The sequence below is a fragment of the Ruegeria sp. BHSB058 genome (assembly GCF_059613285.1).
Window position 1 is genome coordinate 1 of sequence record NZ_JBXWSF010000042.1, and the last position, 23,585, is coordinate 23,585.

General features: G+C 59.0%; 22 protein-coding genes. 11 read left to right on the top strand and 11 right to left on the bottom strand.

What is annotated here, in order from left to right; translation table 11 throughout:
* Together AC2FNB_RS12005 and AC2FNB_RS12010 are read right to left on the bottom strand one after the other, a co-directional pair.
* Positions 1 to 718 (bottom strand): proline racemase family protein (locus AC2FNB_RS12005; RefSeq protein WP_496746566.1); only part of this gene is annotated, 718 nt, incomplete at its 3' end.
* Positions 719 to 870: 152 nt separating this feature from the next.
* A complete protein-coding gene (locus AC2FNB_RS12010) occupies positions 871 to 1,404 on the bottom strand; it encodes an invasion associated locus B family protein (protein WP_480748888.1) in 534 nt (177 codons plus the stop codon).
* Between the two features lie 176 nt (positions 1,405 to 1,580).
* Here AC2FNB_RS12010 and AC2FNB_RS12015 point away from each other — a divergent pair, with 176 nt between their 5' ends.
* Positions 1,581 to 2,576, top strand: coding sequence for an asparaginase (locus AC2FNB_RS12015; RefSeq protein WP_496746568.1), 996 nt, complete (start codon positions 1,581 to 1,583; stop codon positions 2,574 to 2,576).
* A 19-nt stretch (positions 2,577 to 2,595) separates the two neighbouring features.
* Here the strand turns inward: AC2FNB_RS12015 and AC2FNB_RS12020 are convergent, their stop codons facing one another.
* The 4 genes from AC2FNB_RS12020 to serB all read right to left on the bottom strand — a co-directional run bounded on the left by AC2FNB_RS12020 (position 2,596) and on the right by serB (position 4,623).
* On the bottom strand, positions 2,596 to 2,910 hold the full coding sequence (locus tag AC2FNB_RS12020) for a YciI family protein (protein WP_480748886.1): 315 nt from the start codon (positions 2,908 to 2,910) through the stop codon (positions 2,596 to 2,598).
* A gap of 23 nt (positions 2,911 to 2,933) precedes the next feature.
* Positions 2,934 to 3,362 (bottom strand): SRPBCC family protein, encoded by a 429-nt coding sequence (locus AC2FNB_RS12025; protein ID WP_496746570.1) that lies wholly within the window; start codon positions 3,360 to 3,362, stop codon positions 2,934 to 2,936.
* Positions 3,350 to 3,679: an ArsR/SmtB family transcription factor gene (locus AC2FNB_RS12030; RefSeq protein WP_496746614.1), complete on the bottom strand. Its 330-nt coding sequence runs from the start codon at positions 3,677 to 3,679 to the stop codon at positions 3,350 to 3,352. Before AC2FNB_RS12030 ends, AC2FNB_RS12025 begins: the two co-directional genes overlap by 13 nt.
* A gap of 65 nt (positions 3,680 to 3,744) precedes the next feature.
* Positions 3,745 to 4,623 carry a phosphoserine phosphatase SerB gene (serB, locus tag AC2FNB_RS12035; protein WP_496746572.1) on the bottom strand — a complete coding sequence of 293 codons (879 nt, stop codon included), beginning with the start codon at positions 4,621 to 4,623 and terminating at the stop codon, positions 3,745 to 3,747.
* Positions 4,624 to 4,993: 370 nt separating this feature from the next.
* Here serB and AC2FNB_RS12040 point away from each other — a divergent pair, with 370 nt between their 5' ends.
* Positions 4,994 to 6,148: a phosphoserine transaminase gene (locus AC2FNB_RS12040; RefSeq protein WP_496746574.1), complete on the top strand. Its 1,155-nt coding sequence runs from the start codon at positions 4,994 to 4,996 to the stop codon at positions 6,146 to 6,148.
* Positions 6,149 to 6,244: 96 nt separating this feature from the next.
* Entirely contained in the window at positions 6,245 to 7,840 is a 1,596-nt protein-coding gene (serA, locus tag AC2FNB_RS12045) for a phosphoglycerate dehydrogenase (protein WP_496746576.1), read from the top strand.
* 60 nt (positions 7,841 to 7,900) lie between these two features.
* Here serA and AC2FNB_RS12050 read toward each other — a convergent pair whose 3' ends face one another.
* Positions 7,901 to 8,287 (bottom strand): hypothetical protein, encoded by a 387-nt coding sequence (locus AC2FNB_RS12050; protein WP_496746577.1) that lies wholly within the window; start codon positions 8,285 to 8,287, stop codon positions 7,901 to 7,903.
* Between the two features lie 96 nt (positions 8,288 to 8,383).
* On the opposite strand from AC2FNB_RS12050, the gene AC2FNB_RS12055 reads away from it, so the two are divergent.
* The gene (locus tag AC2FNB_RS12055; protein ID WP_496746579.1) at positions 8,384 to 9,328 is read left to right on the top strand and encodes a LysR family transcriptional regulator; all 945 of its coding nucleotides are present in this window, start codon (positions 8,384 to 8,386) and stop codon (positions 9,326 to 9,328) included.
* Positions 9,329 to 9,371: 43 nt separating this feature from the next.
* Complete coding sequence (locus AC2FNB_RS12060; RefSeq protein WP_496746581.1) at positions 9,372 to 10,115, top strand: metallophosphoesterase family protein; 744 nt, start codon at positions 9,372 to 9,374, stop codon at positions 10,113 to 10,115.
* A 9-nt stretch (positions 10,116 to 10,124) separates the two neighbouring features.
* On the opposite strand, the gene AC2FNB_RS12065 is transcribed toward AC2FNB_RS12060, so the two are convergent.
* The 3 genes from AC2FNB_RS12065 to AC2FNB_RS12075 form a co-directional block, all read right to left on the bottom strand.
* Complete coding sequence (locus AC2FNB_RS12065; protein WP_496746583.1) at positions 10,125 to 11,642, bottom strand: malonate--CoA ligase; 1,518 nt, start codon at positions 11,640 to 11,642, stop codon at positions 10,125 to 10,127.
* Between the two features lie 93 nt (positions 11,643 to 11,735).
* Positions 11,736 to 12,440: a histidine utilization transcriptional repressor HutC gene (hutC, locus tag AC2FNB_RS12070; protein WP_480748876.1), complete on the bottom strand. Its 705-nt coding sequence runs from the start codon at positions 12,438 to 12,440 to the stop codon at positions 11,736 to 11,738.
* A 30-nt stretch (positions 12,441 to 12,470) separates the two neighbouring features.
* A complete protein-coding gene (locus tag AC2FNB_RS12075; RefSeq protein ID WP_496746589.1) occupies positions 12,471 to 13,829 on the bottom strand; it encodes a formimidoylglutamate deiminase in 1,359 nt (452 codons plus the stop codon).
* An 80-nt stretch (positions 13,830 to 13,909) separates the two neighbouring features.
* Here AC2FNB_RS12075 and hutI point away from each other — a divergent pair, with 80 nt between their 5' ends.
* Genes hutI through hutU form a run of 4 tightly spaced genes read left to right on the top strand, consistent with a single transcriptional unit; the run spans position 13,910 to position 19,147 of the window.
* Positions 13,910 to 15,118 carry an imidazolonepropionase gene (gene hutI / locus AC2FNB_RS12080; RefSeq protein WP_496746591.1) on the top strand — a complete coding sequence of 403 codons (1,209 nt, stop codon included), beginning with the start codon at positions 13,910 to 13,912 and terminating at the stop codon, positions 15,116 to 15,118.
* Positions 15,115 to 16,650, top strand: a complete 1,536-nt coding sequence (hutH, locus tag AC2FNB_RS12085; RefSeq protein WP_480748873.1) for a histidine ammonia-lyase — start codon at positions 15,115 to 15,117, stop codon at positions 16,648 to 16,650. The genes hutI and hutH overlap by 4 nt, the downstream gene beginning before the upstream one ends.
* Entirely contained in the window at positions 16,650 to 17,468 is an 819-nt protein-coding gene (gene hutG, locus AC2FNB_RS12090) for an N-formylglutamate deformylase (protein ID WP_496746593.1), read from the top strand. The genes hutH and hutG overlap by 1 nt, the downstream gene beginning before the upstream one ends.
* On the top strand, positions 17,465 to 19,147 hold the full coding sequence (hutU, locus tag AC2FNB_RS12095) for a urocanate hydratase (RefSeq protein WP_496746595.1): 1,683 nt from the start codon (positions 17,465 to 17,467) through the stop codon (positions 19,145 to 19,147). The genes hutG and hutU overlap by 4 nt, the downstream gene beginning before the upstream one ends.
* Positions 19,148 to 19,199: 52 nt before the next feature.
* Here the strand turns inward: hutU and AC2FNB_RS12100 are convergent, their stop codons facing one another.
* Positions 19,200 to 19,658: an Lrp/AsnC family transcriptional regulator gene (locus AC2FNB_RS12100; protein ID WP_480748870.1), complete on the bottom strand. Its 459-nt coding sequence runs from the start codon at positions 19,656 to 19,658 to the stop codon at positions 19,200 to 19,202.
* A gap of 113 nt (positions 19,659 to 19,771) precedes the next feature.
* Here AC2FNB_RS12100 and AC2FNB_RS12105 point away from each other — a divergent pair, with 113 nt between their 5' ends.
* Together AC2FNB_RS12105 and AC2FNB_RS12110 are read left to right on the top strand one after the other, a co-directional pair.
* Positions 19,772 to 20,974, top strand: a complete 1,203-nt coding sequence (locus tag AC2FNB_RS12105; RefSeq protein ID WP_496746597.1) for a methionine gamma-lyase — start codon at positions 19,772 to 19,774, stop codon at positions 20,972 to 20,974.
* Positions 20,975 to 20,985: 11 nt separating this feature from the next.
* Positions 20,986 to 23,373, top strand: coding sequence for a thiamine pyrophosphate-binding protein (locus AC2FNB_RS12110; protein WP_496746599.1), 2,388 nt, complete (start codon positions 20,986 to 20,988; stop codon positions 23,371 to 23,373).
* Positions 23,374 to 23,585 lie beyond the last annotated feature (212 nt).

Genomic DNA, 23,585 nt, shown 5'->3' on the forward strand with positions numbered 1-23,585 from the left:
CAGTCAGCCCGCTGTCCGTAGTGGAAAGGGGGCCACAGAAGGCGCAAAAAGAGATGTGATTCCAATCGGGGTTGTCTGGATGCGAGAACCCGAGTTGTTCGTTCGCGGCACTGGTGATGGCCACGCCCAAACTGGCGATGTGCTTGGCTTCGGATTCGATGATCTCGAGCCCCAACGTGGCGGCATCCACCACCACAAAACTGTCGCCGCCATAGGCGGTGTCGACGGTGATCGTTCCCAGTCCCGGAACTTCGAGCGGTACGCCTAACTTGTCGGCAAAGCTGGGGATGTTCTGCACATGGATGCGTTCGGCCTTTCCGTTCCGGCAATCGGCCCGCACCCGGACCAAGCCTCCCGGCGCTTCCAGCACCAGTTCGGTCACGGGTTCCTGCATCGGAATGATGCCGCTGTCCAAAAGCACAGTCGACACGCAGATCGAGTTTGATCCCGACATCGGCGGCGTGTCTTCGGGCTCCATGATGATGAAAGCGGCATCCGCGTCGGCGTGTTTGGGGGGCACCAACAGGTTCACATGTCGAAATACACCACCGCGCGGTTCGTTGAGTACGAAGTTTCGCAGCGTCTGATCTTGCGCGATGAACGATCGTTGCTGCCACAGCGTGTCACCCGGCGGAGGAGTCACACCACCGACGATGACATCGCCGACTTCGCCTTCGGCATGGGCGGAGATGACGTGAATTGTCTTGCTGCTACGCATGTGAACTTCCTTTGGGAAACCCGAAGCGGCCCGGGTCTGGCCGGGTCGAAAGTGCCCTGTGCCCGCCGGAGGACGCAATCTTTTTCGGGACCGGGAAACAAAAAAAGCCCCGTCCGGATCGGCGGGGCTTTCCTGTGTTTTGCTGATCGCAATCAGTTTGCGCAGCGCTTCTCGGCATCCTCAACGGCGGCTGTGAACCCAAGCAGCGAGAACGTGTCCTTGGTCTGTGTGCCGCGAGCCGAGCGCGCGGTCAGAACAGCCTCGGAGCCGCGTTTCATGGCGGTCACGACCTTAAGGTCTTCGGCCGGGGTGGCGGGCCAGGCCCATTCGCCATCCGTGATCAGCTCGAACTCGGTGCCATCAACAACAAGGTTCACTGTCGATCCCGGTGCAAACGGATAGCCGCCAGTAAAGGTCACCTGCCCCTTTACGTCTTTTTCTGGCCGGAAGAACACGAACAGCAAGATATCGCTGCGTCGTACCGATACGACACGGCCGCCACGGGTGTTCACGGTCTCCTTGGGCGCCGAAACGCTCCAGCATTCTGTTGGGTCGCTTTCCACGAAAACACTCCAGTCGGTCTTGGCGGCGACCCGGTTGGTGCTTTGCGCTTGCTGAGCGATTGCGGTGGTGGCCATTCCGGCCATGCACAGGCCCGCAATTATGCGGACGAGCTTTGATCCCATTTGTCCAGCCTCCTAGCCCGACTTCTACCTCAAGTTATCCGGGCGCGCATGCAGGTCTTTGCGGCCTGTCTCATATTGCGCTGCCCATCATTTGCCGACATACACACACTAACGCAGATTTCGCCATGGGCGAAAGGGCGATTGGCAGAATTTTGCGCAGGAAAATGAGGGACGTCGTGACGCATCCGGTACCGATGACAGAAGTGTGGCGCGGTTCGCTGCTTGAAAGCCTGCATCTGGGGCATGCGGTGATATGCGACGACAACGGTCAGATCGTGCAAAGCTGGGGTGATCCCGATGCCACGATCTATCCCCGCTCGTCCGCCAAGATGATTCAGGCGTTGCCGTTGGTAACGTCCGGTGCGGCGGCGAAATATGGGTTGGGGTCCGAACATCTGGCATTGGCCTGCGCGTCACATACCGGCGCGGCGATCCATACCGACCGCGTGAACGCATGGCTGGATCACCTGGGGCTGGGCGAGACGGATCTGCGCTGCGGCCCGCAGGAACCGTCGGACATGGCGGCGCGGGACGGTCTGATTCTGGCTGACGATACGCCTTGCCAGATCCACAACAACTGTTCGGGCAAGCATTCGGGATTTCTGACGCTGGCGCAGCACATGGGGGCCGGGCCGGAATACGTGGAAGTCGATCATCCGGTACAGCAAGCCTGTTTGGCCGCATTCGAGGAAGTTACGGGCGAGACCAGCCCGGGATACGGGATTGATGGTTGTTCTGCTCCGAACTTTCAGACTTCTCTAATAGGCTTTGCGCGATCGATGGCGTGGTTTGCGTCGGCCGCTGACCGGTCTGACCGGCAAAGCGATGCTGCTCAACAACTTGTCGGCGCGATGATCAAGCATCCCGAGTTGGTGGCGGGCGAAGGCAAAGCCTGTACCGAACTCATGCGCGCAATGGACGGGCGCGTGGCGATCAAGACCGGGGCCGAAGCGGTTTATGTCGCGATCATTCCGGAAAAAAGGATGGGGGTGGCGGTGAAAATCGCCGATGGCACGACACGGGCCAGTGAATGCGCGATTGCGGCCATTCTGGTTGATCTGGGCGTTCTGGATGCGAACCATCCGGCAACTCGAAAGTACCTGAATGCGACGCAGTACAGCCGCCGGGGTATCGAGTGCGGAGTGATAAAACCGGCCGCCGGGTTCATCTGACGGCCGATCTGGCAGAACTTTACATCTCCATGATCTCGGCCACTTCGACCGAGCCGTTTCCGGTCACCACCATTGGGCAGCCCTTGGCCATTTCCGTTGCCGCGCCGATATCCGCCGCTTTGACGACGGAATAACCCGAAAGCGGATTGGCGCCGCCATCATCCGCGATACCGCCTGAGCTTACGGTCTTGGACATGCCGACGGGTGCGCCGGGAATGACGACCGACTCTCCCATGCCTTCGAACCAGGCCTTCCATGCAGCCATGACTTTTTCGCCTTCTTCCGGCGTGTCCGGGGTCTTGCCCCCGTGATAGGCAAAAATGAATTCCGGCATTGTTTTACCTCCCTTGGTGAAAATCAGTTCAGATTGGCTTCGAGCTTGCGCAGGCAGGATGTCCAGCCCTCTTCGTGGCGTGCGCTGAGCTCGTCGTCGCCGAGTTCGCGATGGTCCAGCACCAGCCGCGATCCGGTCTGAGTTGCTTCAACCGTCAGCATCACGTGGCTTTCATCGCCGCGCTGATCGTTTTCGTCATGCCATCCCCAGGTAAAACCAACCGAGGTCGGAGGATTCACATGGGTGACTTGACCCGAAACCTTGAATTCTTGCCCCTCGCCGTTGACCATCACCGAAAACCAGGGACCGGTGCGGGTGAAATCCAGATTGTGCTTGGGAACGTGCAACCCTTCGGGCCCCCACCATTGCACAAGCTTGGCGCCGTCGCTGATCCAGGCGAACAGGGTTTCCGGGCTGACGGGAAAATCCCGCTTCAATCTCAGGTCGGCCATGTGTTTTCCCTTTCGATTAGTTCGCCCAGACGGTCGAGGCTGGATTCCCAGAATTGCCGTTTCGAAATGGTCCACTCGGCGATGGTACGCAGGCCCTCGGCGCGGACAGAGTACAACCGCTGGGTTCCGTTGACGCGTTGGTTTATCAAACCGGCCTCGCGCAGAACCTTGAGGTGGCGCGAAATGGCAGCACCAGACATGCCTTTGCCTTCGATCAGGTCTCCGGCGGGTTGTTCGCCCAGTTCCATCAATTGCTCGATGATTGCGAATCGGGTCGGGTCGGACAGGGCCGAAAATATGGGAAACAGGTTCGTCATATCCATTATTTAACACAAAAGTTAAATAATGGAAAGGGAATTCAGCCGAGGCAGACTCGTGACATTCATTTCACCACAAACTGGTCAGAGGAATAGCCTTGCAGATACAATAAGGCCGTCAGGTCGCCGTGATTGATCCGCACGTCGCATTGCGCGGCGACTGATGGTTTGGCGTGCAGGGCTACACCCGTGCCAGCAAGGCCAAGCATGCCCAGATCATTGGCGCCGTCGCCGACGGCAATTGCATCGGATGTGGCAATGCCCAATTGGGAGGTGATCTCGTGCAGCGCTTGTATCTTGGCTTCGCGCCCCAGAATCGGGCGCTGAACGCCCCCGGTGAGCTTGCCTTGGGCCACAAGCAGGGCATTGGCCCGGTTCTCGTCAAACCCAAGGGTTGCCGCCACGTGCGCTGTAAAGGCGGTGAAGCCGCCAGACACCAGCGCAGCATAAGCCCCGTTCGCGCGCATGGTCGCAACCAGTTCCCGCCCACCCGGCATGAACGTGATCCGCTCGTTCAGAACCTTGGCAATCACGCCTTCATCCAGACCCTCCAGCAAACCGACCCGTTCGATCAGTGCGCCTTCGAAATCCAACTCACCATTCATCGCCCGCGCAGTGATGTCCTTGACGTGATCGCCCACGCCTGCTTCGTCCGCCAGTTCGTCGATGCATTCCTGTTGAATCATCGTGCTGTCCATGTCTGCAAGCAGCATTTTCTTGCGGCGACCTTGTGCTGGCTGGATCACGAGGTCGATGCCAAGGCCCTGCATCTCGGCCCAGATATCCCAGTGATTGACCGGTATGTTGGCCAACTGAAATTCGGCTGCGACGCCGGGATTCAGCCAGACTGCCTCGCCCCCGCCCCATGCATTGCGCAACGACTCGACCAAGACGGCCTCAAGGATCGGGTTCTGAGGATTGGTCAGCAACGTGGCGATATGCATTCGGGATCTCCTGTCTTGGGTAAGCCGCATAGCGCAGGCGCAGAAATTTCACCAGAGAGCAGTTGTAAGCTGGACATCGAAGCCTGTGAGCCAAATGAAATGTGGAGCAATGCCGGAGTTTTGAGTGCAAGAGATTGCAATAAAGTGATTTTTTGCGGCCGAAAGGCCGGTTGGGTCGGGAGACCTGACTGCTGTTCGAATTTCAATCAAGAAACGCAAGTTTCCGATCGTAGCCGATACGCGTCGGAAATGAGTTCCAAAGCGGCGATTTCGGCCGCTTTCGCACTTGCCTGCCGCGCTGCGGCGCAATAGCTCTAACCGCGGGACACCCCTCCCCAACGAGGGGCGTATATCTGGAAGGGTAACACCTATGACTATCGCTCAACCGGCAACGCGGCCGGCCAATCCGCGCTTTTCTTCTGGCCCCTGCGCCAAACCCCCCACATTCGATCTGACGAAGCTTGCCGACGCCGCACTGGGCCGGTCGCATCGCGCCGCAATCGGCAAGGACAAGCTGAAAGCTGCCATTGATGGTACTCGCGAGGTTCTCGGTATTCCGGCGGATTACCGCATCGGCATCGTGCCCGCTTCGGATACCGGTGCTGTCGAGATGGCGCTATGGTCGCTGCTGGGCGCTCGCAAGGTCGAAATGCTGGCTTGGGAAAGCTTTGGCTCCGGCTGGGTGACCGATGTGGTCAAGCAGCTCAAGGTCGATGCCGAGGTAAAAACCGCGGATTACGGAAAGATCGTCGATCTGACCTCGGTCGATTTCGCAAATGACGTGGTTTTTACGTGGAACGGCACGACGTCGGGCGTGCGGGTTCCGAATGGCGACTGGATTGCGGATGATCGTCAGGGCCTGACCATCTGCGACGCGACTTCTGCCGCCTTTGCGATGGACCTGCCCTGGGACAAACTGGATGTGACCACTTTCAGCTGGCAAAAGGTTCTGGGCGGCGAAGCGGCACATGGGATGCTGGTACTTTCTCCGCGCGCTGTCGAACGGCTGGAAAGCTACACGCCTGCATGGCCCCTGCCCAAGATATTTCGACTGACCAAAGGCGGAAAGCTGATCGAAGGCATCTTTACGGGGGCCACGATCAACACACCGTCAATGCTGGCGGTCGAGGATTATCTGTTCGCGCTGGACTGGGCGCGTTCCGTTGGTGGGCTGCAAGGTTTGATCTCGCGTGCGGACGCCAATGCGAATGCTATCCACGCCTTTTGCGACCGTCATGACTGGATCGCCAATCTGGCCGAAGACCCCGCCACGCGCTCGAATACATCGGTTTGTTTGAAGTTCACCGATGATCGCATCCGGGACGGCGCAGCATTCGCCAAGGCGGTGGCCAAACGGCTTGAGGCCGAGAATATCGCGCTGGATATCGGCGCTTATCGCGACGCGCCTGCGGGCCTGCGCGTGTGGTGCGGCGGTACTGTGGAAACCTCGGATATCGAGGCGATGCTGCCGTGGCTGGAATGGACGTTCGAGGTCGAGATTGCATCGCGGACCCAAGCTGCCTGAATTTCATATGCCGGGCCGAAGCCCGGCCTACCCCATCACCGATGTACGGCGGGCTTCAGTCCGCCACACCCTAAATATCTCAAAGGACCAACTGAAATGGCCCCCAAAGTACTCGTATCCGACAAGCTGAGCGAAACCGCCGTTCAGATCTTCCGCGACCGCGGAATCGACGTGGATTTCCTGCCCGACGTGGGCAAGGACAAGGAAAAACTGGCTGAAATCATCGGCCAATATGACGGCCTCGCCATCCGTTCGGCCACCAAGGTGACCGAAAAGATTTTGGAAAGAGCCGACAAGCTCAAGGTCATTGGTCGCGCCGGGATCGGCACCGACAATGTCGACAAGGATGCCGCGTCCAAGAAAGGTGTGATCGTGATGAACACGCCCTTTGGCAACATGATCACCACCGCCGAACATGCAATCGCGATGATGTTTGCGGTCGCACGTCAGATCCCCGAGGCCAGCGCCTCGACCCATGCGGGCAGGTGGGAAAAGTCCAAGTTCATGGGGATCGAACTGACCAACAAGACGTTGGGTGTCATCGGCGCTGGCAACATAGGCGGCATCGTCTGTGAGCGGGCGCATGGCTTGAAAATGAAAGTGATCGCCTATGATCCCTATCTCAGCCACGAGAAAGCGGACAAGATGGGTGTCGAAAAGGTCGAGCTTGACGAGTTGCTGAAGCGCGCCGATTTCATCACGCTTCACGTGCCGTTGACCGATCAGACGCGCAATATCCTGAGTCGCGAAAACCTGGAAAAAACCAGGAAGGGCGTGCGCATCATCAACTGCGCCCGCGGGGGACTGGTGGACGAAGAGGCGCTGGCTGACCTGCTGAAATCCGGCCATGTCGCCGGGGCAGCATTCGACGTTTTCAGTGTCGAGCCGGCAAAGGACAATGTGTTGTTCAATCTGCCCAACGTTGTTTGCACGCCTCACCTGGGCGCCGCCACGACCGAAGCACAGGAAAACGTGGCATTGCAGGTGGCTGAGCAGATTTCGAACTATCTGCTGACAGGTGCGGTGGAAAATGCCTTGAACATGCCGAGCGTTACGGCGGAAGAAGCCAGGGTCATGGGGCCGTGGATCAAGCTTGCGGGCCATCTGGGCAGTTTTGTCGGCCAGATGACCGATGAACCGATCAAGGCCATCAACATCCTATACGATGGTGTCGCCTCGGAGATGAACCTTGCCGCACTCAACTGTGCGCTGGTCGCGGGGATCATGAAGAAATCGAACCCCGAGGTGAACATGGTCTCGGCCCCGGTCGTGGCTAAAGAGCGCGGGATTCAGATTTCGACGACCAATCAGGACAAGTCCGGGTCATTCGATGGCTACATCAAGGTAACAGTGGTTACCAACAAACGAGAACGTTCGATTGCGGGCACCGTGTTTTCTGATGGCAAGCCCCGGTTCATCCAGATCAAGGGTATCAATATCGATGCCGAGGTCGGCGCGCACATGCTTTATACCACCAACGAGGATGTCCCCGGCATCATCGGTACTTTGGGTGGAACCATGGGCGAGCATGGCGTCAACATCGCCAACTTTACGCTCGGTCGCGCTGCGGCAGGGGGTGAGGCGATTGCCTTGCTTTACGTTGATGAACAGGTTCCGGCCGAGGCGCGGGCCAAGCTGGCCGAAACCGGGTTGTTTACCCAGATCAAGCCGCTGGAGTTCGACGTCGCCTGATACACCAACTGCGGAAACGCCGCCCCACCACGCGGCGTTTTCACACTCGGCTTCCCACTCTCATACGTGGATCTCTCGCGCTACCCGAGCGGTGCGAATGACGATAAAGCCAAAGCTTGCCATCGCAGCCAACGCAAGAACTGATCCCAACTTGGCCATACCATCGCCTTGCCCGAGAATGGCCAGCGCGATTCCCGGCGCGAGGATCACCAGAGACGCCAATGACAGTGCGAAGTGTAGGCGCGGCAACGGACCTTGAGCCGCCTCGGGAACCAGATGGTAATAGAACGCGTAAATCGCGCAACTGACCCATCCCAGCAAGTTCAGATGTCCATGTGCAGGTGACAGGGTGTGATCCTGACTCGCCGCCATGTGAATGCCCCATGCCATCCCGCACAAAGCGGCAACAACCGCTATAACCATGAACCAATACGCTATGCCCTTCATGACCCCTCCGTTGGCCTGCCCGTTTCATTCAGGCGGATCCTGCACCGGCTTTTTTGATATGAGAAATTTATTGATACTATTATACATATTAACACCATGAATTTCAGAAGCTTCGATCTGAACCTGCTGCGCGTTCTGGATGCGCTGCTTGAAACCGGATCAACGACCTTGGCCGGAAAGCGTATCGGTTTGTCGCAACCGGCAATTTCGGCTGCTTTGGGGCGACTGCGGCACGCGCTGGGCGACCCGATTTTCATACGCAAGGGCAGAAAGCTGGTACCGACGGACTATGCCAGAAGGCTGAAGGCTCCGTTGAGGGAACTTCTGGAAACCACGGAAACCCTGCTGACCGGCCCAAAGGGGTTCGACCCGAAACTCTCCGACGCCCGGTTCAAGATTTCAGGCAGCGATTTTTATGCCGAAATGCTGCTGCCTCAGTTGGCCGATCATCTGTCCCATCATGCGCCGCGCATGAGAGTGCAATTGGTGGATCTGGTGCCAGACAACTATGTTCATTCGCTGGATCAGTTTGGAGTCGACATTGCGATACTGCCGCGAACCGGATTTCCTGACTGGGTCGGGTCGCGTTTTCTGCACCGTTCGCATTTCGTCGTCATTGCGCGAAAGGGACACCCAAGACTTGCCGCCAGTGGCCTAAGCCCGGGTGATATAATTCCGCTCAAACTGTTTTGTGACTTGCAGCATGTTCTGTTTTCCCCCGAGGGCAACCTGAAGGCATTGGGCGACGCGGCGCTGGAAAAGGTTGGACGGACCCGAAAGGTCGCCATGACCATGCCGGTCTTTTCAGGCGTCTACAACGCGGTATCGCAAAGCGATCTGATTGCGTTGATGCCACATCAACTTGCGGAACGGGTCGCACCGCGTGTCGAACTTGACTTGTATCAGGCGCCTATCGACGTCGAGCCGGTGAACATCATGATGGTTTGGCACAAGCGCACGACCAACACACCCGCGCATGTGTGGTTGCGTGACCAGATTGCAATGCTGATGGCGCGCCTGGATCATTCCCCTTCCTTCTGAGAACCAACTCGTTCAATAAAAGGGAAAATTGCGGAGAACCAATTTGCCACAGCCCATTTATGCAATCGGCGACATTCACGGTCAGCGCACGATGCTTGAGGACGCACTGGCCCGGATCGAGTCGGATGGCGGCGCGAATGCGCGTGTGGTCTTTCTGGGTGACTATACCGACCGGGGCCCGGACAGCCGGGGAGTGCTGGATTTGCTGATCGAAGGCCAGCGGGCAGGCCGGGACTGGATCATGTTGCGGGGCAATCATGACCGGATGTTCTCGCTTTTCATGCAGGACTATCCGGCCAACGATGATCGCCTTCTGGTTGGCCATCACTGGCTGCACGAACGCCTGGGCGGGGTCGAAACGCTGGCCTCTTATGGCGTGCACCTGAGTGAAGACAGCCGAATTTTCCAGATCCATGAGCAGGCGCGCGAGGCGGTTCCCGAAGAACATCTGCGATTTTTGGACGGCTTGGTAAACTATCACCGTGACGGTGATCTGCTGTTCGTTCATGCCGGTATTCGTCCCGGGGTGCCGCTGGAACAGCAAACTGAGGATGACCTGATCTGGATACGGTACGAGTTTCTGGAAGACCTGCGTGAACATCCATGGCTGGTGGTGCACGGTCATACGCCGGCCAAGCATGCAGAGCATCGGGGAAACCGTGTCAACCTTGACGCTGGTGCAGGATATGGGCGGCCATTGGCTTGCGCCGTTTTCGAGGGGCGTGAGTGCTGGTTGCTGACGAAACGGGGTCGCCAGGCGCTGAAAGAATTTCCCTTTTGCAGGTGAGTTTCTGCATCAGCCGCTGGAAAACAGGTCTTTGAAGGTATTCCGTAGAAGGTTTTTCTGAACCTTGCCCATCGTGTTGCGGGGCAATTCATCCATCACGATCAGCTTGCGCGGGTGTTTGAAACGGGCAAGGCTGGACCGCACCGAAGCCATCACGGCCTCCAGGTCGGGATTGGCCCCGGCCTCGGGGACCAGAATGCCCAGTACGGTTTCCCCGAAATCCGGATGCGGAACACCGATCACAGCGCTTTCCAGAATTCCGGGTTGTTCGTCAAGAACCAGTTCGATTTCCTTGGGATAGATGTTGTAGCCGCCCGAGATGATCAGATCCTTGTTGCGCCCCACGATCTGGACATAGCCGGCCTCGTCGATCCGCCCCAGATCGCCGGTGATAAAGAACCCGTCCTCACGCAGCTCGGCGGCGGTCTTCTCGGGCATCTGCCAATAACCCTTGAACACATTCGGCCCGCGAACCTCAATCAGGCCGATTTCACCCTGCGGCAGGATTTCTCCGGTTTCCGGGTTGGTGATTTTCAAGTCTATGCCCGGCAAGGGAAAGCCCACAGTTCCGGCACGACGTTCGCCGTCGTAAGGGTTTGATGTGTTCATGTTCGTTTCGGTCATTCCATAGCGTTCAAGGATACGGTGACCGGTGCGGTCTTCGAATTGCACATGGGTATCGGCAAGCAGCGGGGCAGAGCCGGAAACAAAGAGGCGCATGTGCGATGCCAGTTCGCGGGTGAAGCGCGGATCGCCCAGAAGGCGGGTGTAAAAGGTCGGCACCCCCATCATCGACGTGGCACTCGGCATCAGGCGCAGGATTTCATCCAGGTCGAATCCGGGCAGAAAGATCATGCTGCCGCCGGTCGCCAACACGATGTTTGTGGCAACGAACAAGCCGTGGGTATGGAATATCGGCAGGGCGTGCAGCAACACGTCATCTGCGGTAAACCGCCATTCCTTCGCCAAAACTTCGGCGTTCGAAAGCAGGTTCTCTTGCGTCAGCATCGCTCCTTTGGATCGGCCTGTCGTGCCCGAGGTATAGAGGAAAGCGGCCAGATCTTCTGCGCTCCTCCTGATCGGAGCAAAGGCCGGAAGCATACCCAGCGCACGGCGCATCAAGCTGCCAGACCCATCAGCGTTGAGCGTTGCTATTTGCGCGTCCAGCCCCTCGGTGACGGGCTGCAGATCCTCTTCACTGGCGGCGTCGCACACCACCAGTTTCGCGCCGCTGTTTTCAATGAAATAGGTCAGTTCATCGACAGTATATGCAGTATTGAGTGGCAGAAAGATCAACCCGGCCTGAGCGCAGGCGGCATAAAGAGCCAAGGCTTCGGGCGATTTGTGCACCTGCACAGCCACGCGATCACCTGCCTCCAACCCCAGCCCGCAAAGCGCATTTGCGATCCGCGCGGCGGTGTCCAGGAATGAGGAATGGGTGATCACCGTGTCATCGGGCAGATACAGGAAAGGTGTCTGTTTGCCGATGTGTTTTCCGAACAGACGATCATAAAGCGGGTTGGCCATGGGCGCATCCTTTCCTGAACCGAAGCGGCGCATGTGGTGTTCTGGAAAGTGTCTTGGTTTGGCCGAATGGTAAAGAGTGCGCAGCGGCGCAGGTCAGATTTGCGTTGTCATCCGGTATCCGGCCGCGAAATAGAACTTGGCAAAGGTGACTGGGCGCCCTTGCAGCCACGTGATCCTCTCGGCGGTGAAAACCGGCTCTCCTTCGGGAACATCCAGAAACCCGGCCAGAGTGGCGTCTGCACGGCTGGCCAGAAAGGTCAGCTCGACGTTGGTGAAGGGCACGGTCTGCACCAGCCAGTCATTTGGTCCGACGACGGAAAAATCGGCTGTTTCGACTTCTGGCACGCTGTCGACGACGATCCACCGATCCTCGTACTGGAATGGCGTGTTGTTCGAATAGTGCATGCATCGTACATGCATCACCTTTTGCCCTGCCTCCAGCCGTAGTCGCGCGCCCAGCCATTCAGGCGCGCCATTCAATTCGGCCGAAACCAGGGCATAGCGATAGGTGCCGCCCATTGCTTCGACTTCGTCCCGAACCAGCGGTATCGTGAAGCGGGCCTGCCGTTGCGGGGAACTGAGAACCCGGGTGCCAGCCTTGCGGCGCCGCTCCAGAAACCCTTCGTCCGCCAATTCCCGCAAGGCGCGGTTCACTGTCGTTCGGGTACAGGAGAACTCGATCGCCAGATCCTGTTCGTTGGGCAACAGAGAGTCTGGCCGCCACTCACCCGAACGGATGCGGTCCAGAACGATCCGCTTGATGTCGCGATAGCTGGTTGTTTCCGTGTTCTGGTTCATTGGCGGGGACCGTTGGTGTGTTTGAAACGTTTAGACATCGCGCAGCAGGTCGGCAATGGCCTTGCGATACCGCGAGGTGATCGCGTCTCGTTCCACGTGCCTTCCGTTCCGAACCCTGTGCCGGCCGGCAGACCACAGATCTGTCACCACTGTGTCGGATGCCGCGAAACACAGCCCGTCCAGCAGTTGCCATTCCTCCAGCGCACACAGGGTCGGGTGTTCGCGGTTGATTGCAACCACATCGGCAAGCCTGCCGACAGCGATCTCACCGGCGTCCCGGCCAAGGGCCTGTGCGCCGCCCAGTGCGGCCCCGGTATATAGAGTATGACCGACCGAACCTTCGCCGGGAACAAGCACGGTTCGCGCCATGTCGCGCAAGCGCTGCGAATACTCCAGCGTGCGGAGTTCTTCGACTAGCGAAATCCTTACGTTAGAGTCTGATCCGACGCCAAACGCGCCCTTGTTTTCGACATAGACGGCGCCATTGAAAATGCCATCGCCCAGATTGGCTTCGGTAATCGGGCACAGCCCGGCAACCGCGCCGGATTGCGCCAGACCGGCGGTTTCGGCATCAGTCATGTGGGTTGCGTGGATCAGGCACCAGCGGCGATCCACATCTACGTTTTCCAACAGCCATTCGACTGGCCGTTGGCCGAGCTTTGCCCGGACGTCGGCGACTTCTTTGAGCTGTTCCGAAATGTGGATGTGGATCGGCCCGCAGGGTACTTGCGCCAGAACTTCGGACAAATCGGCAGGCGAAGTGGCCCGCAGGGAATGCGGCGCGATGCCGACCTGGGTGTCAGGGGGCATCCCACCGATTGCCTTGCATTCGTCGACAAGCCTCAGAAACCGATCCACGTCATTGCCAAACCGCAACTGACCTCCGGCAAGGCTTTCCTGATTGACACCGCCATAGGTGTAGAGCACCGGCAGATGGGTCAGGCCGATCCCGGTCTGGGCCGCAGCGGCAAAGATGCGTTGACTCAGTTCGGAGAGGTGATCATAGGTCTGACCCCCCGGCTGGTGATGGACATAGTGGAACTCACCGACCGAAGCATACCCGGCTTCCTGCATCTCCATGAAAACAAGCGCGGCGATGGCTTCGACCTGCTCGGGAGTCAACCGGTCCAGAAAGCGATACATCAGCGTGCGCCACGTCCAGAAGCTTTCTTTGCCCGCCGCGCGCACCTCGGTCATACCCGCCATGGCGCGTTGAAAGGCGTGGCTGTGCAGGTTGGCCAATGACGGAAGCAGGGTATCCACCTGCAGGTCATCCGGGGCCGGAGCGACATCGGATTCGATGACGGCAATGCGGCCATCTGCAATCGTCACCCTTAGATCACTTGCCCAATCAGAGCCTAACAAGGCGGTTTTTGCATGGATTTTCATCAGACGCTCTTTTGTGTAGACTTTAATTTTATATACGTATACGAAAAAATAACTCGAAAGGGGAGCCCCAAAGAATCGTCATGACCGAAAAATTCGTTCTTCTCGGTGCGCAGGTTGCCACATTGAATGACGCCGCGACCCCGTATGGGATGATACCGAACGGCGCGGTTGCTGTTGAAGGCGGCAAGATCGCGTGGGTCGGCGCTGCGTCCCTGCTGCCGGACGCGTTCACGGGTTGGCAGGTAGAGGATCTTGGCGGTCGGCTTGTCACGCCCGCCTTGATCGATTGCCACACGCACGTGGTGTTCGGCGGCAATCGCGCGGTCGAGTTCGAGATGCGGCTGAACGGTGCCTCGTACGAAGAAATAGCCCGTGCAGGTGGTGGTATCCTGTCGACTGTGAATGGCACCCGCGCCGCGTCCGAAGATCAGCTGCTCGCTGATGCCCTGCCGCGGGTGGATGCCCTGTTGGCCGAAGGCGTTAGCTGTATCGAGGTCAAGTCCGGTTACGGTCTGGATCAGGAAACAGAGTTGCGCATGCTTCGCGCTGCCCGCCGGATTGAGCAGGTGCGCCCGGTCCGCGTCAAAACCACATTTCTGGGTGCGCATGCGGTCCCGCCCGAATACAAGGGCCGCGATGATGCCTATATCGACGAGGTCTGCATACCGGCCCTGCGTGCGGCCCATGCCGAAGGGCTTGTCGATGCGGTGGACGGGTTCTGCGAAGGGATCGCTTTTGACCCCGGGCAAATCGCCCGTGTTTTCGATACGGCGAAAGCGCTGGGATTGCCGGTCAAGTTGCATGCCGAACAGCTCTCGAACCTGGGCGGTGCCAAACTTGCGGCCTCGTATGGCGCGCTATCTGCGGATCATATCGAGTATCTCGACGAAGAGGGGGTGGCCGCGATGGCAGACGCCGGAACCGTCGCGGTGGTCCTGCCTGGGGCGTTCTATACCCTGCGCGAAACACAGGTACCGCCTATCGACCTGCTGCGTCGGTACAAGGTGCCGATGGCATTGGCGACCGATTGCAATCCGGGCTCGTCACCGCTGACCTCGCTTTTGCTGACAATGAACATGGCCTGCACCTTGTTCCGGATGACGCCCGAAGAGACGCTGGCCGGGGCCACTCGTGAAGCGGCCCGTGCATTGGGTCTGAACGACACGGGCACAATCGCGCTCGGTCAGCGGACCGATCTGGCGGTATGGGACGTCGAACACCCCGCCGAACTGGCCTATCGCATCGGCTTCAACCCATTGTACAAACGCATCTTTGGAGGCACTGAATGAGCGTCTTGAAGCTCACTCCGGGCATCGTCACCCTGTCCGAGCTGGCCGAAATCTATTGGAAAGAAACTCCGATCCTGTTGGACGAGGGCTGCAAACTTCAGGTTCAGGCGGCCGCAGCGCGGATTGCCGCGGCCGCGGCGGGGGACAAGGCGGTTTACGGCGTCAATACCGGCTTTGGAAAACTCGCCAGCCTAAAGATTGCGCCCGAGGATACCTCGACCCTGCAGCGCAACCTGATCCTCAGCCATTGCTGCGGTGTGGGCGAAGCTGTTCCGCGTCGGCTTGCTCGGCTGATGATGACGTTAAAGCTGTTGTCCTTTGGCCGCGGTGCATCGGGTGTGCGGTGGGAGCTGATCGAACTTTTGCAGCAGATGCTGGCGCGTGGCGTCACGCCGGTGATACCGGCGCAGGGTTCGGTCGGAGCATCGGGTGATCTGGCGCCGTTGGCGCATATGACCGCTGTGGTCATCGGCGAGGGCGAAGCGGAGGTGAACGGACAGGTAGCGCCGGGTGCTGAGGCATTGAAATCGGTTGGATTAGAGCCGATTCAGCTTGGTCCGAAAGAGGGGCTGGCCTTTATCAACGGCACCCAATTCTCGACGGCCTTTGCCTTGGCTGGGCTTTTCGAAGCGTGGCGCGCGGCGCAGAACGCGCTGGTGATCGCCGCGGCATCGACCGATGCGATCATGGGATCCACCGCCCCGCTGCAGCCCCAGATTCACGAATTGCGCGGTCACCGGGGGCAGATCGAGGCGGCAGGTGCGATGCGGGTCGTGCTTGAGGGTTCGGAAATCCGCGAAAGCCATCGCGAGGGCGACACGCGGGTGCAGGACCCTTATTGCATTCGCTGCCAGCCGCAGGTGACAGGTGCCGCGATGGATGTTTTGCGACAGGCCGCTGCGACGTTGACCATTGAGGCGAACGCCGCCACTGACAATCCTCTGGTTTTGTCTGACCCCGAAGCCATCGTTTCGGGCGGAAACTTCCATGCAGAGCCGGTTGGCTTTGCCGCGGACATGATTGCCCTCGCCGTTTCAGAAATCGGTGCCATTGCACAGCGTCGTATCGCGCTGATGGTGGACCCGACGTTGAGTTTCGACCTGCCGCCGTTTCTGACGCCTAAGCCCGGGTTGAACTCGGGCATGATGATTGCCGAAGTGACCACCGCTGCATTGATGAGCGAGAACAAGCATCTGGCCAATCCCTGTGTCACGGACAGCACGCCGACCTCGGCCAATCAGGAGGATCACGTTTCGATGGCCGCCCATGGCGCGCGGCGGTTGGGGCGCATGGTGAACAACCTCAACTACATTCTGGGGATCGAATTGCTGTGCGCGGCACAGGGCGTGGAATTCCGTTCACCGCTTGCAACCAGCGCCCCACTACAGCGCGTGATTGACCGGGTTCGGGCCGATATCCCGCCCCTGACGGACGATCGCTATCTCGCGCCCGAACTTGAAACTATCAAATCTCTAGTGGCCGCAGGCACGGTTCTGTCCGCCGTCGGTGTCGATATGCCGGAGTTGGTCTGATGCAGGTTTGCGATGTCCTGCGTGGTGACGGCCCCATTGTTCTTGGCCAGCCTCATGGCGGCACCCATGTGCCCGATGACATCGCCGCGCGCCTGAACGAAACCGGGCGCGGGCTGGCAGACACGGATTGGCACATAAACAGACTCTATTCGGGTCTTTTGACCGATATGACGGTCGTTCAGTCGCATGTTCACCGCTATGTCGTCGACGCCAACCGCGACCCTGCGGGCGTGTCGCTTTACCCTGGTCAGAACACGACCACTCTGGTGCCGCTTACTGATTTCGACGGGCGGGCGATCTGGACAGAAGGGCAGGAGCCATCGGCGGACGAAGTCGAAGAGCGGCGGCAAAAATACCATGCGCCGTATCACGCGGCACTGAGACAGGAGCTGGATCGGGTGCGGGCAAGGCACGGCACGGCGATCCTGTTCGACTGTCATTCCATCCGCTCGTTGATCCCGTTCCTGTTCGATGGCGAATTGCCCGTATTCAATACCGGCACCAACAATGGCGCGACCTGTCATCCGCTGATCGAGAAGGCGGTGGTTGGCATAGCATCCTCGGCCACAGGATACAGCTCGGTGCTCAATGGCCGTTTCAAGGGCGGCTGGGCAACGCGCCACTATGGTCGCCCCGAAACAGGCATCCACGCGATTCAGATGGAAATCGCGCAGCGCGCCTATCTGGACGAAACCCCGCCCTGGAGTTGGCGCGAGGACCGTGCCGCAACCCTTCGACCGCATCTGAAAGCGATGCTTGAACACCTCCGCGACCTCGCCCTGTCGGGCGATCTGACCGAAAAAGGAGCCCAGTCATGAGCGATCCGCGCAAGAATACCCGCGACGTCTATCCCCCCACCGGCCCCGAGTTGAATGCAAAAAGCTGGGTCACCGAGGCGCCGCTCAGGATGATGATGAACAACCTGCACCCGGACGTGGCCGAGAACCCGCATGAACTGGTGGTCTATGGCGGCATCGGACGCGCGGCGCGCACCTGGGATGACTTCGACACCATCGTGGCCAGCCTCAAGGATCTTGAAGAGGACGAGACCCTGATCGTCCAGTCCGGCAAACCGATTGCGATTATCCGCACCCACAAGGACGCGCCGCGCGTGCTGATCGCGAACTCCAACATCGTGCCGCACTGGGCCAACTGGGATTATTTCAACGAGCTCGATAAGAAGGGCCTGATGATGTACGGCCAGATGACCGCCGGGTCCTGGATCTACATTGGCACGCAGGGCATCGTTCAGGGCACTTACGAAACATTCGCCGAGGCCGGGCGCCAGCACTATGACGGCAACCTCAAGGGCAAGTGGATACTGACAGGTGGGCTGGGCGGCATGGGCGGAGCACAGCCACTGGCGGCGGTGTTCGCCGGAGCCTGCTGTCTGGCAGTCGAGTGCAACCCGGATAGCATCGATTTCCGCCTGCGTACCAGATACCTCGATGAAAAGGCCGAGACCCTGGACGAGGCGTTGGAAATGATCGACCGCTGGACCAGGGCGGGCGAAGCGAAATCGGTTGGGCTGCTGGGCAACGCCGCCGAGGTTTTCCCCGAGATCTACCGCCGCATGATAGACGGTGGAATGCGTCCTGACATCGTTACCGACCAGACCAGCGCCCATGATCCGGTAAACGGCTATTTGCCTTTGGGCTGGACCATGGCTCAGTGGCGCGAAAAGAGGGAAACAGACCCTAAGTCGGTCGAAAAGGCCGCGCGGGCGTCCATGAAACAGCACGTTGCGGCGATGGTCGATTTCTGGAACGCGGGCGTTCCGACGCTGGATTACGGCAACAACATCCGGCAGGTGGCACTTGATGAAGGGCTGGAAAACGCCTTTGCCTTTCCCGGTTTCGTTCCCGCTTATATCCGCCCGCTGTTTTGCAAGGGCATTGGCCCCTTCCGTTGGTGTGCGCTGTCTGGCGACCCCGAGGATATCTACAAGACCGACGCCAAGATGAAGGAGTTGTTCCCCGAGAACGAGCACTTGCACCGCTGGCTTGACATGGCGCGGGAGCGGATCGCGTTTCAGGGTCTGCCGGCGCGCATCTGCTGGATCGGTTTGGGTGACCGTCATCGGGCGGGTCTGGCCTTCAATGAGATGGTTGCGAGTGGTGAGTTGAAAGCGCCGGTGGTGATCGGGCGCGACCATCTGGATTCGGGCTCGGTTGCCTCTCCCAACCGTGAAACCGAAGCGATGCTCGATGGCTCGGACGCGGTTTCGGACTGGCCGCTATTGAATGCCTTGATCAACACCGCGTCAGGGGCGACCTGGGTGTCGCTGCACCATGGTGGCGGCGTCGGCATGGGGTTCAGCCAGCATGCAGGCGTGGTGATCTGCGCGGACGGTACCGAGGATGCCGCGCGGCGGTTGGAGCGTGTCCTGTGGAACGACCCCGCCTCGGGGGTGTGGCGCCATGCAGATGCCGGATACCAGATCGCCAAGGACTGCGCCCGCGAGCACGGACTTCGCCTGCCGCGGATATTGGGTTGAGTTAGGGACTGATCTTACAGGCCGCCCGGGTTTGCCGGGCGGTTTTTCTTGTTCAATCGGTCGATGGAAACACGGCTGTCCGCTTCACCGTGCTGTAGACGAAGCTGGTATCGATCGAGGCAATGCCGCCAATCGGGTGTATGCGATTGCGGATGAAATCCTCGTAAGCGTCCAGCCCCGATACCACGACCCTGAGTTGATAATCGGTAGCGCCTGTCAGGATATGGCACTCGAGCACTTCGTCTATCATCTGGATACGCCGCTCGAACCGCTGCACGTCTTCTTCATTGTGCCGCTCCAGCCGGATGCGGACAAAGACCGTGACTGGCAGACCATAAGTAGTCGGGTCAACATCGGCCATATATCCCCGGATTGCCCCTGAGGACTCGAGAATTCGAACTCGTCTCAGACAGGGTGAGGGCGATAGGTTCACTTCTTCAGCGAGGTCCTGATTGGTCATGCGCCCGTTTTTCTGCAAGGCGCGGATGATTTGACGGTCTTTGGCGTCCATTTGCGAGTCCATTGGCAGAATATGCCAAAATAGTAACTAATACTGGCATAGTTTGCAATTAATTATCTAGGAGAGTGGTTCATCATGCCTCAAGCACAGATATGAGGTTTGCCATGAGCACGTCCAAGGGATTCGCCACCCGCGCCATCCATCACGCCTATGATCCGCAACAGAACGAGGGTGCGCTGACGCCACCCTTGCACCTGACATCGACCTTTGCCTTTGAAACCGCCGAAGCAGGCGGTGAAATGTTTGCTGGTGAGCGTGAGGGCCACATCTACAGCCGTATCTCGAACCCGACCTGTGATCTGTTGGAAAAACGCATCGCCACGCTGGAAGGGGCCGAGGCCGGTCTGGCACTGAGCAGCGGGATGGGTGCAGTGACGGCCGTCTTGTGGACCCTTCTCAGTCCCGGCGACGAGGTGATCGTCGACAAAACACTTTATGGCTGCACCTTTGCCTATATGCGTCACGGGCTGACCAAATGGGGCGTGACCATCACCCATGTCGACATGACGGATCCCGAGAATCTGCGCAAGGCAATCAGCAGCAAGACCCGCGTGGTTTATTTCGAGACCCCGGCCAACCCGAACATGCGGCTGGTCGACATCGCGGCAGTATCCGAAATCGCACATCAGGCCGGGTCCACCGTAGTGGTCGACAACACCTATGCGACGCCCTATCTGACCCGACCCATAGAATTGGGTGCGGATATCGTTCTGCATTCCGCGACCAAGTATCTCGGGGGTCATGGGGATGTCGTTGCCGGGTTGGTCGCCGGCACCGCCGGGCAGATCAAGGAAATTCGTCTCGTGGGTATGAAGGACATGACCGGCGCGGTCATGGCACCCTTTAACGCGATGCTGATCCTGCGCGGGTTGAAAACGCTGGCGCTGCGCATGGATCGCCATTGCGCTTCGGCCGTCGTGGTTGCCGATTGGCTGGAGGCGCATCCGACAGTATCTGCGGTTCATTTTCCCGGTTTGGAAAGCTTTGCACAGCATGACGTGGCCGAACGCCAGATGGCCAAACCCGGCGCGATGATCGCGTTTGAAATCGAAGGCGGATTGCAGGCGGGAACCACATTGATGAACCGCCTGAAAATGATCCAGCGCGCGGTCTCGCTGGGCGATGCCGAGACGCTCATTCAACACCCGGCCTCGATGACGCATTCTACTTATACGCCAGAGGAACGCGCCGAGCATGGAATCAGCGACGGATTAATCCGTCTTTCGGTAGGGTTGGAAGAGGTCGAGGATATTCTGGCCGATCTGGATCAGGCATTGCCGCGTAACATGCGCTTTGCCGCCGAGTAAGGAGCGCGATCATGACCGCCGATCTGATGTATCTCAAAACCATCGAACAGCGGTTGCTGTGGCTGTCGCATTGGATGATCCATAACGCGAACCACATCCGGCCCAAGACGGACGGGATAAAAATCGGCGGGCATCAGGCCAGCTCCGCCTCGATGGTGTCGATCATGACGGCGCTCTATTTCTCGGCGCTGCGACCCGAGGATCGGGTAGCCGTCAAACCGCATGCCAGCCCGGTCTTTCACGCGATGCAATATCTGATGGGAAATCAGACGCGCGAGAACATGGAGAATTTCCGCGGTTTTGGCGGTGTGCAAAGCTACCCCAGTCGGACCAAGGATGTGGATGACGTCGATTTCTCGACCGGGTCGGTGGGTCTCGGCGTCGGGATCACGGCGCTTGCCTCGCTGGTTCAGGACTACATCAAGGCCAAGGACTGGGGGAACGACGCCATAACCGGGCGCATGGTGGCGCTGGTTGGCGATGCCGAACTGGACGAAGGCAACGTCTATGAGGTTCTTCAGGAGGGTTGGAAGAACGACCTGCGCAATTGCTGGTGGATCATCGATTATAATCGACAGTCGCTGGACGGCATCGTGCGCGAAGGTCTGTTTGAACGGGTCGAAAAGGTTTTCCAAGCCTTCGGCTGGGACGTGGTGCGCGTGAAATATGGCGTATTGCAACGGGCGGCATTTGAAGAAGCCGGCGGCGAACAGCTGAAAGACTGGATCGATGCCTGCCCGAATGCGGTTTATTCAGCCCTGACCTATATGGGCGGTTCTGTATGGCGCCAGCGGTTGATGGATGATCTGGGCGATCAGGGGGACGTGACGGCCCTGTTGAATCGGCGCAGCGATGCGGAACTGGCCGCGCTGATGGAAAACCTCGGCGGCAACTGCGTCGAGACGATGGCCGACACCTTTGCCGCCATTGATCACGACCGCCCGACCTGTTTTCTGGCCTACACGATCAAGGGTTGGGGTACGCCGATTGCGGGTCACAAGGACAATCACGGCGGGCTGATGACCAAGGCGCAAATGGTCGAATGGCAGTCCCATATGGGGGTGCCGGAGGGGCAGGAGTGGGACCCGTTCGCCACCGTCACTGATCCGGCAAGCCTGCGGCGCTTTCTTGCTAGTTCTCCGTTTTTTGCGAAAGGGCCGCGCAGGTACTCCGACGCGCCTCTGCCGGTACCCGGCATCTCGATTGAAACGGGGCGGGAGATGTCCACTCAGGCTGCATTCAGCAAGATCCTGGATGATCTGGCGAAAGGGAATAGCGAACTGGCGTCCCGCATTCTGACCACGTCGCCCGATGTAACGGGAACCACTGGGCTTGGGCCCTGGGTGAACCGGCGCAAGCTGTTTTCACGGCAGGAACAGCGCGATGCATTCATCGAACATCGAATTCCGTCTACCGCGAAATGGAACTTTGCCCCCCAGGGCCAGCATCTGGAGCTTGGAATTGCCGAGATGAACCTGATGCTTCTTCTTGGCGCTGCCGGTCTTTCGCATTCGTTGTTTGGCAAACGGATCATTCCCATTGGAACTGTCTATGATCCGTTTGTCTGCCGAGGACTCGATGCATTGAACTATGCCTGTTATCAGAATGCCCGTTTCCTCATTGTCGGAACTCCTTCGGGGGTCACGCTGGCCCCAGAAGGCGGGGCGCATCAGTCGATCGGCACACCGCTTATCGGTATGTCGCAGGACGGGCTAGCGGCCTTTGAACCTGCCTTTGCCGATGAACTGGCCGTCATCATGCAATGGGCCTTCGACTATCTTCAACGCGATGGCGAAGGCGATCCGGACGAGCGGACATGGTTGCGGGATGAAACTGGCGGGTCGGTTTATCTGCGGCTGACCACAAAGCCGCTGGAGCAGCCCGGAAAGCGTGTCGATGACGCGTTTTTGCAGGGAACGATTGACGGCGCATACTGGCTGCGAAAGCCCGGCCCCAATTGCTCGGTGGTCATCGCCTATCAGGGCGCGGTTGCCGACGAGGCGATTGCCGCTGCAGGTACGATTGGCGAGTTGCGTCGTGATGTCGGTGTGCTGGCCGTAACCTCAGCCGACCGTCTGAACGCCGGATGGACCGCCGCGCAACGCGAACGCGCGCGCGGAAATCCCCACGCCAGATCGCATGTCGAGACGCTCATGGGCGATCTGCCGCGACATTGCACGATCGTCACGGCCATCGACGGCCATCCGGCAACATTGGCCTGGCTCGGGTCAGTCGCTGGTCACCGTACGATTTCGCACGGTGTGGAGCATTTCGGGCAAACCGGCACCATTGGCGATCTGTCCCGGCACTTCGGGATTGACCGGCATTCCTTGGTGAATTCGATCGGGGAACTCACAGACGGGCGCCGACCCGCGCATAGTTTTCGGGTCGCAGGATAGAACGCGAAAATCCGATGCGTCTTTGGAACTGCTAGTGGTGACGGTTCACTCGATGCTGCATCCGTGCACATTGGCGGACGGAGCGGAACATATTCGAGATCATTGAAAACAGGCGGGAACGTCTGGGTGTGGGCATAACAAGCGCTCCAATAACAAATAACTTGCTTTTAGAGTGAGCTTGTCGCGGGATTATGTATGTAATCTCAGTCACA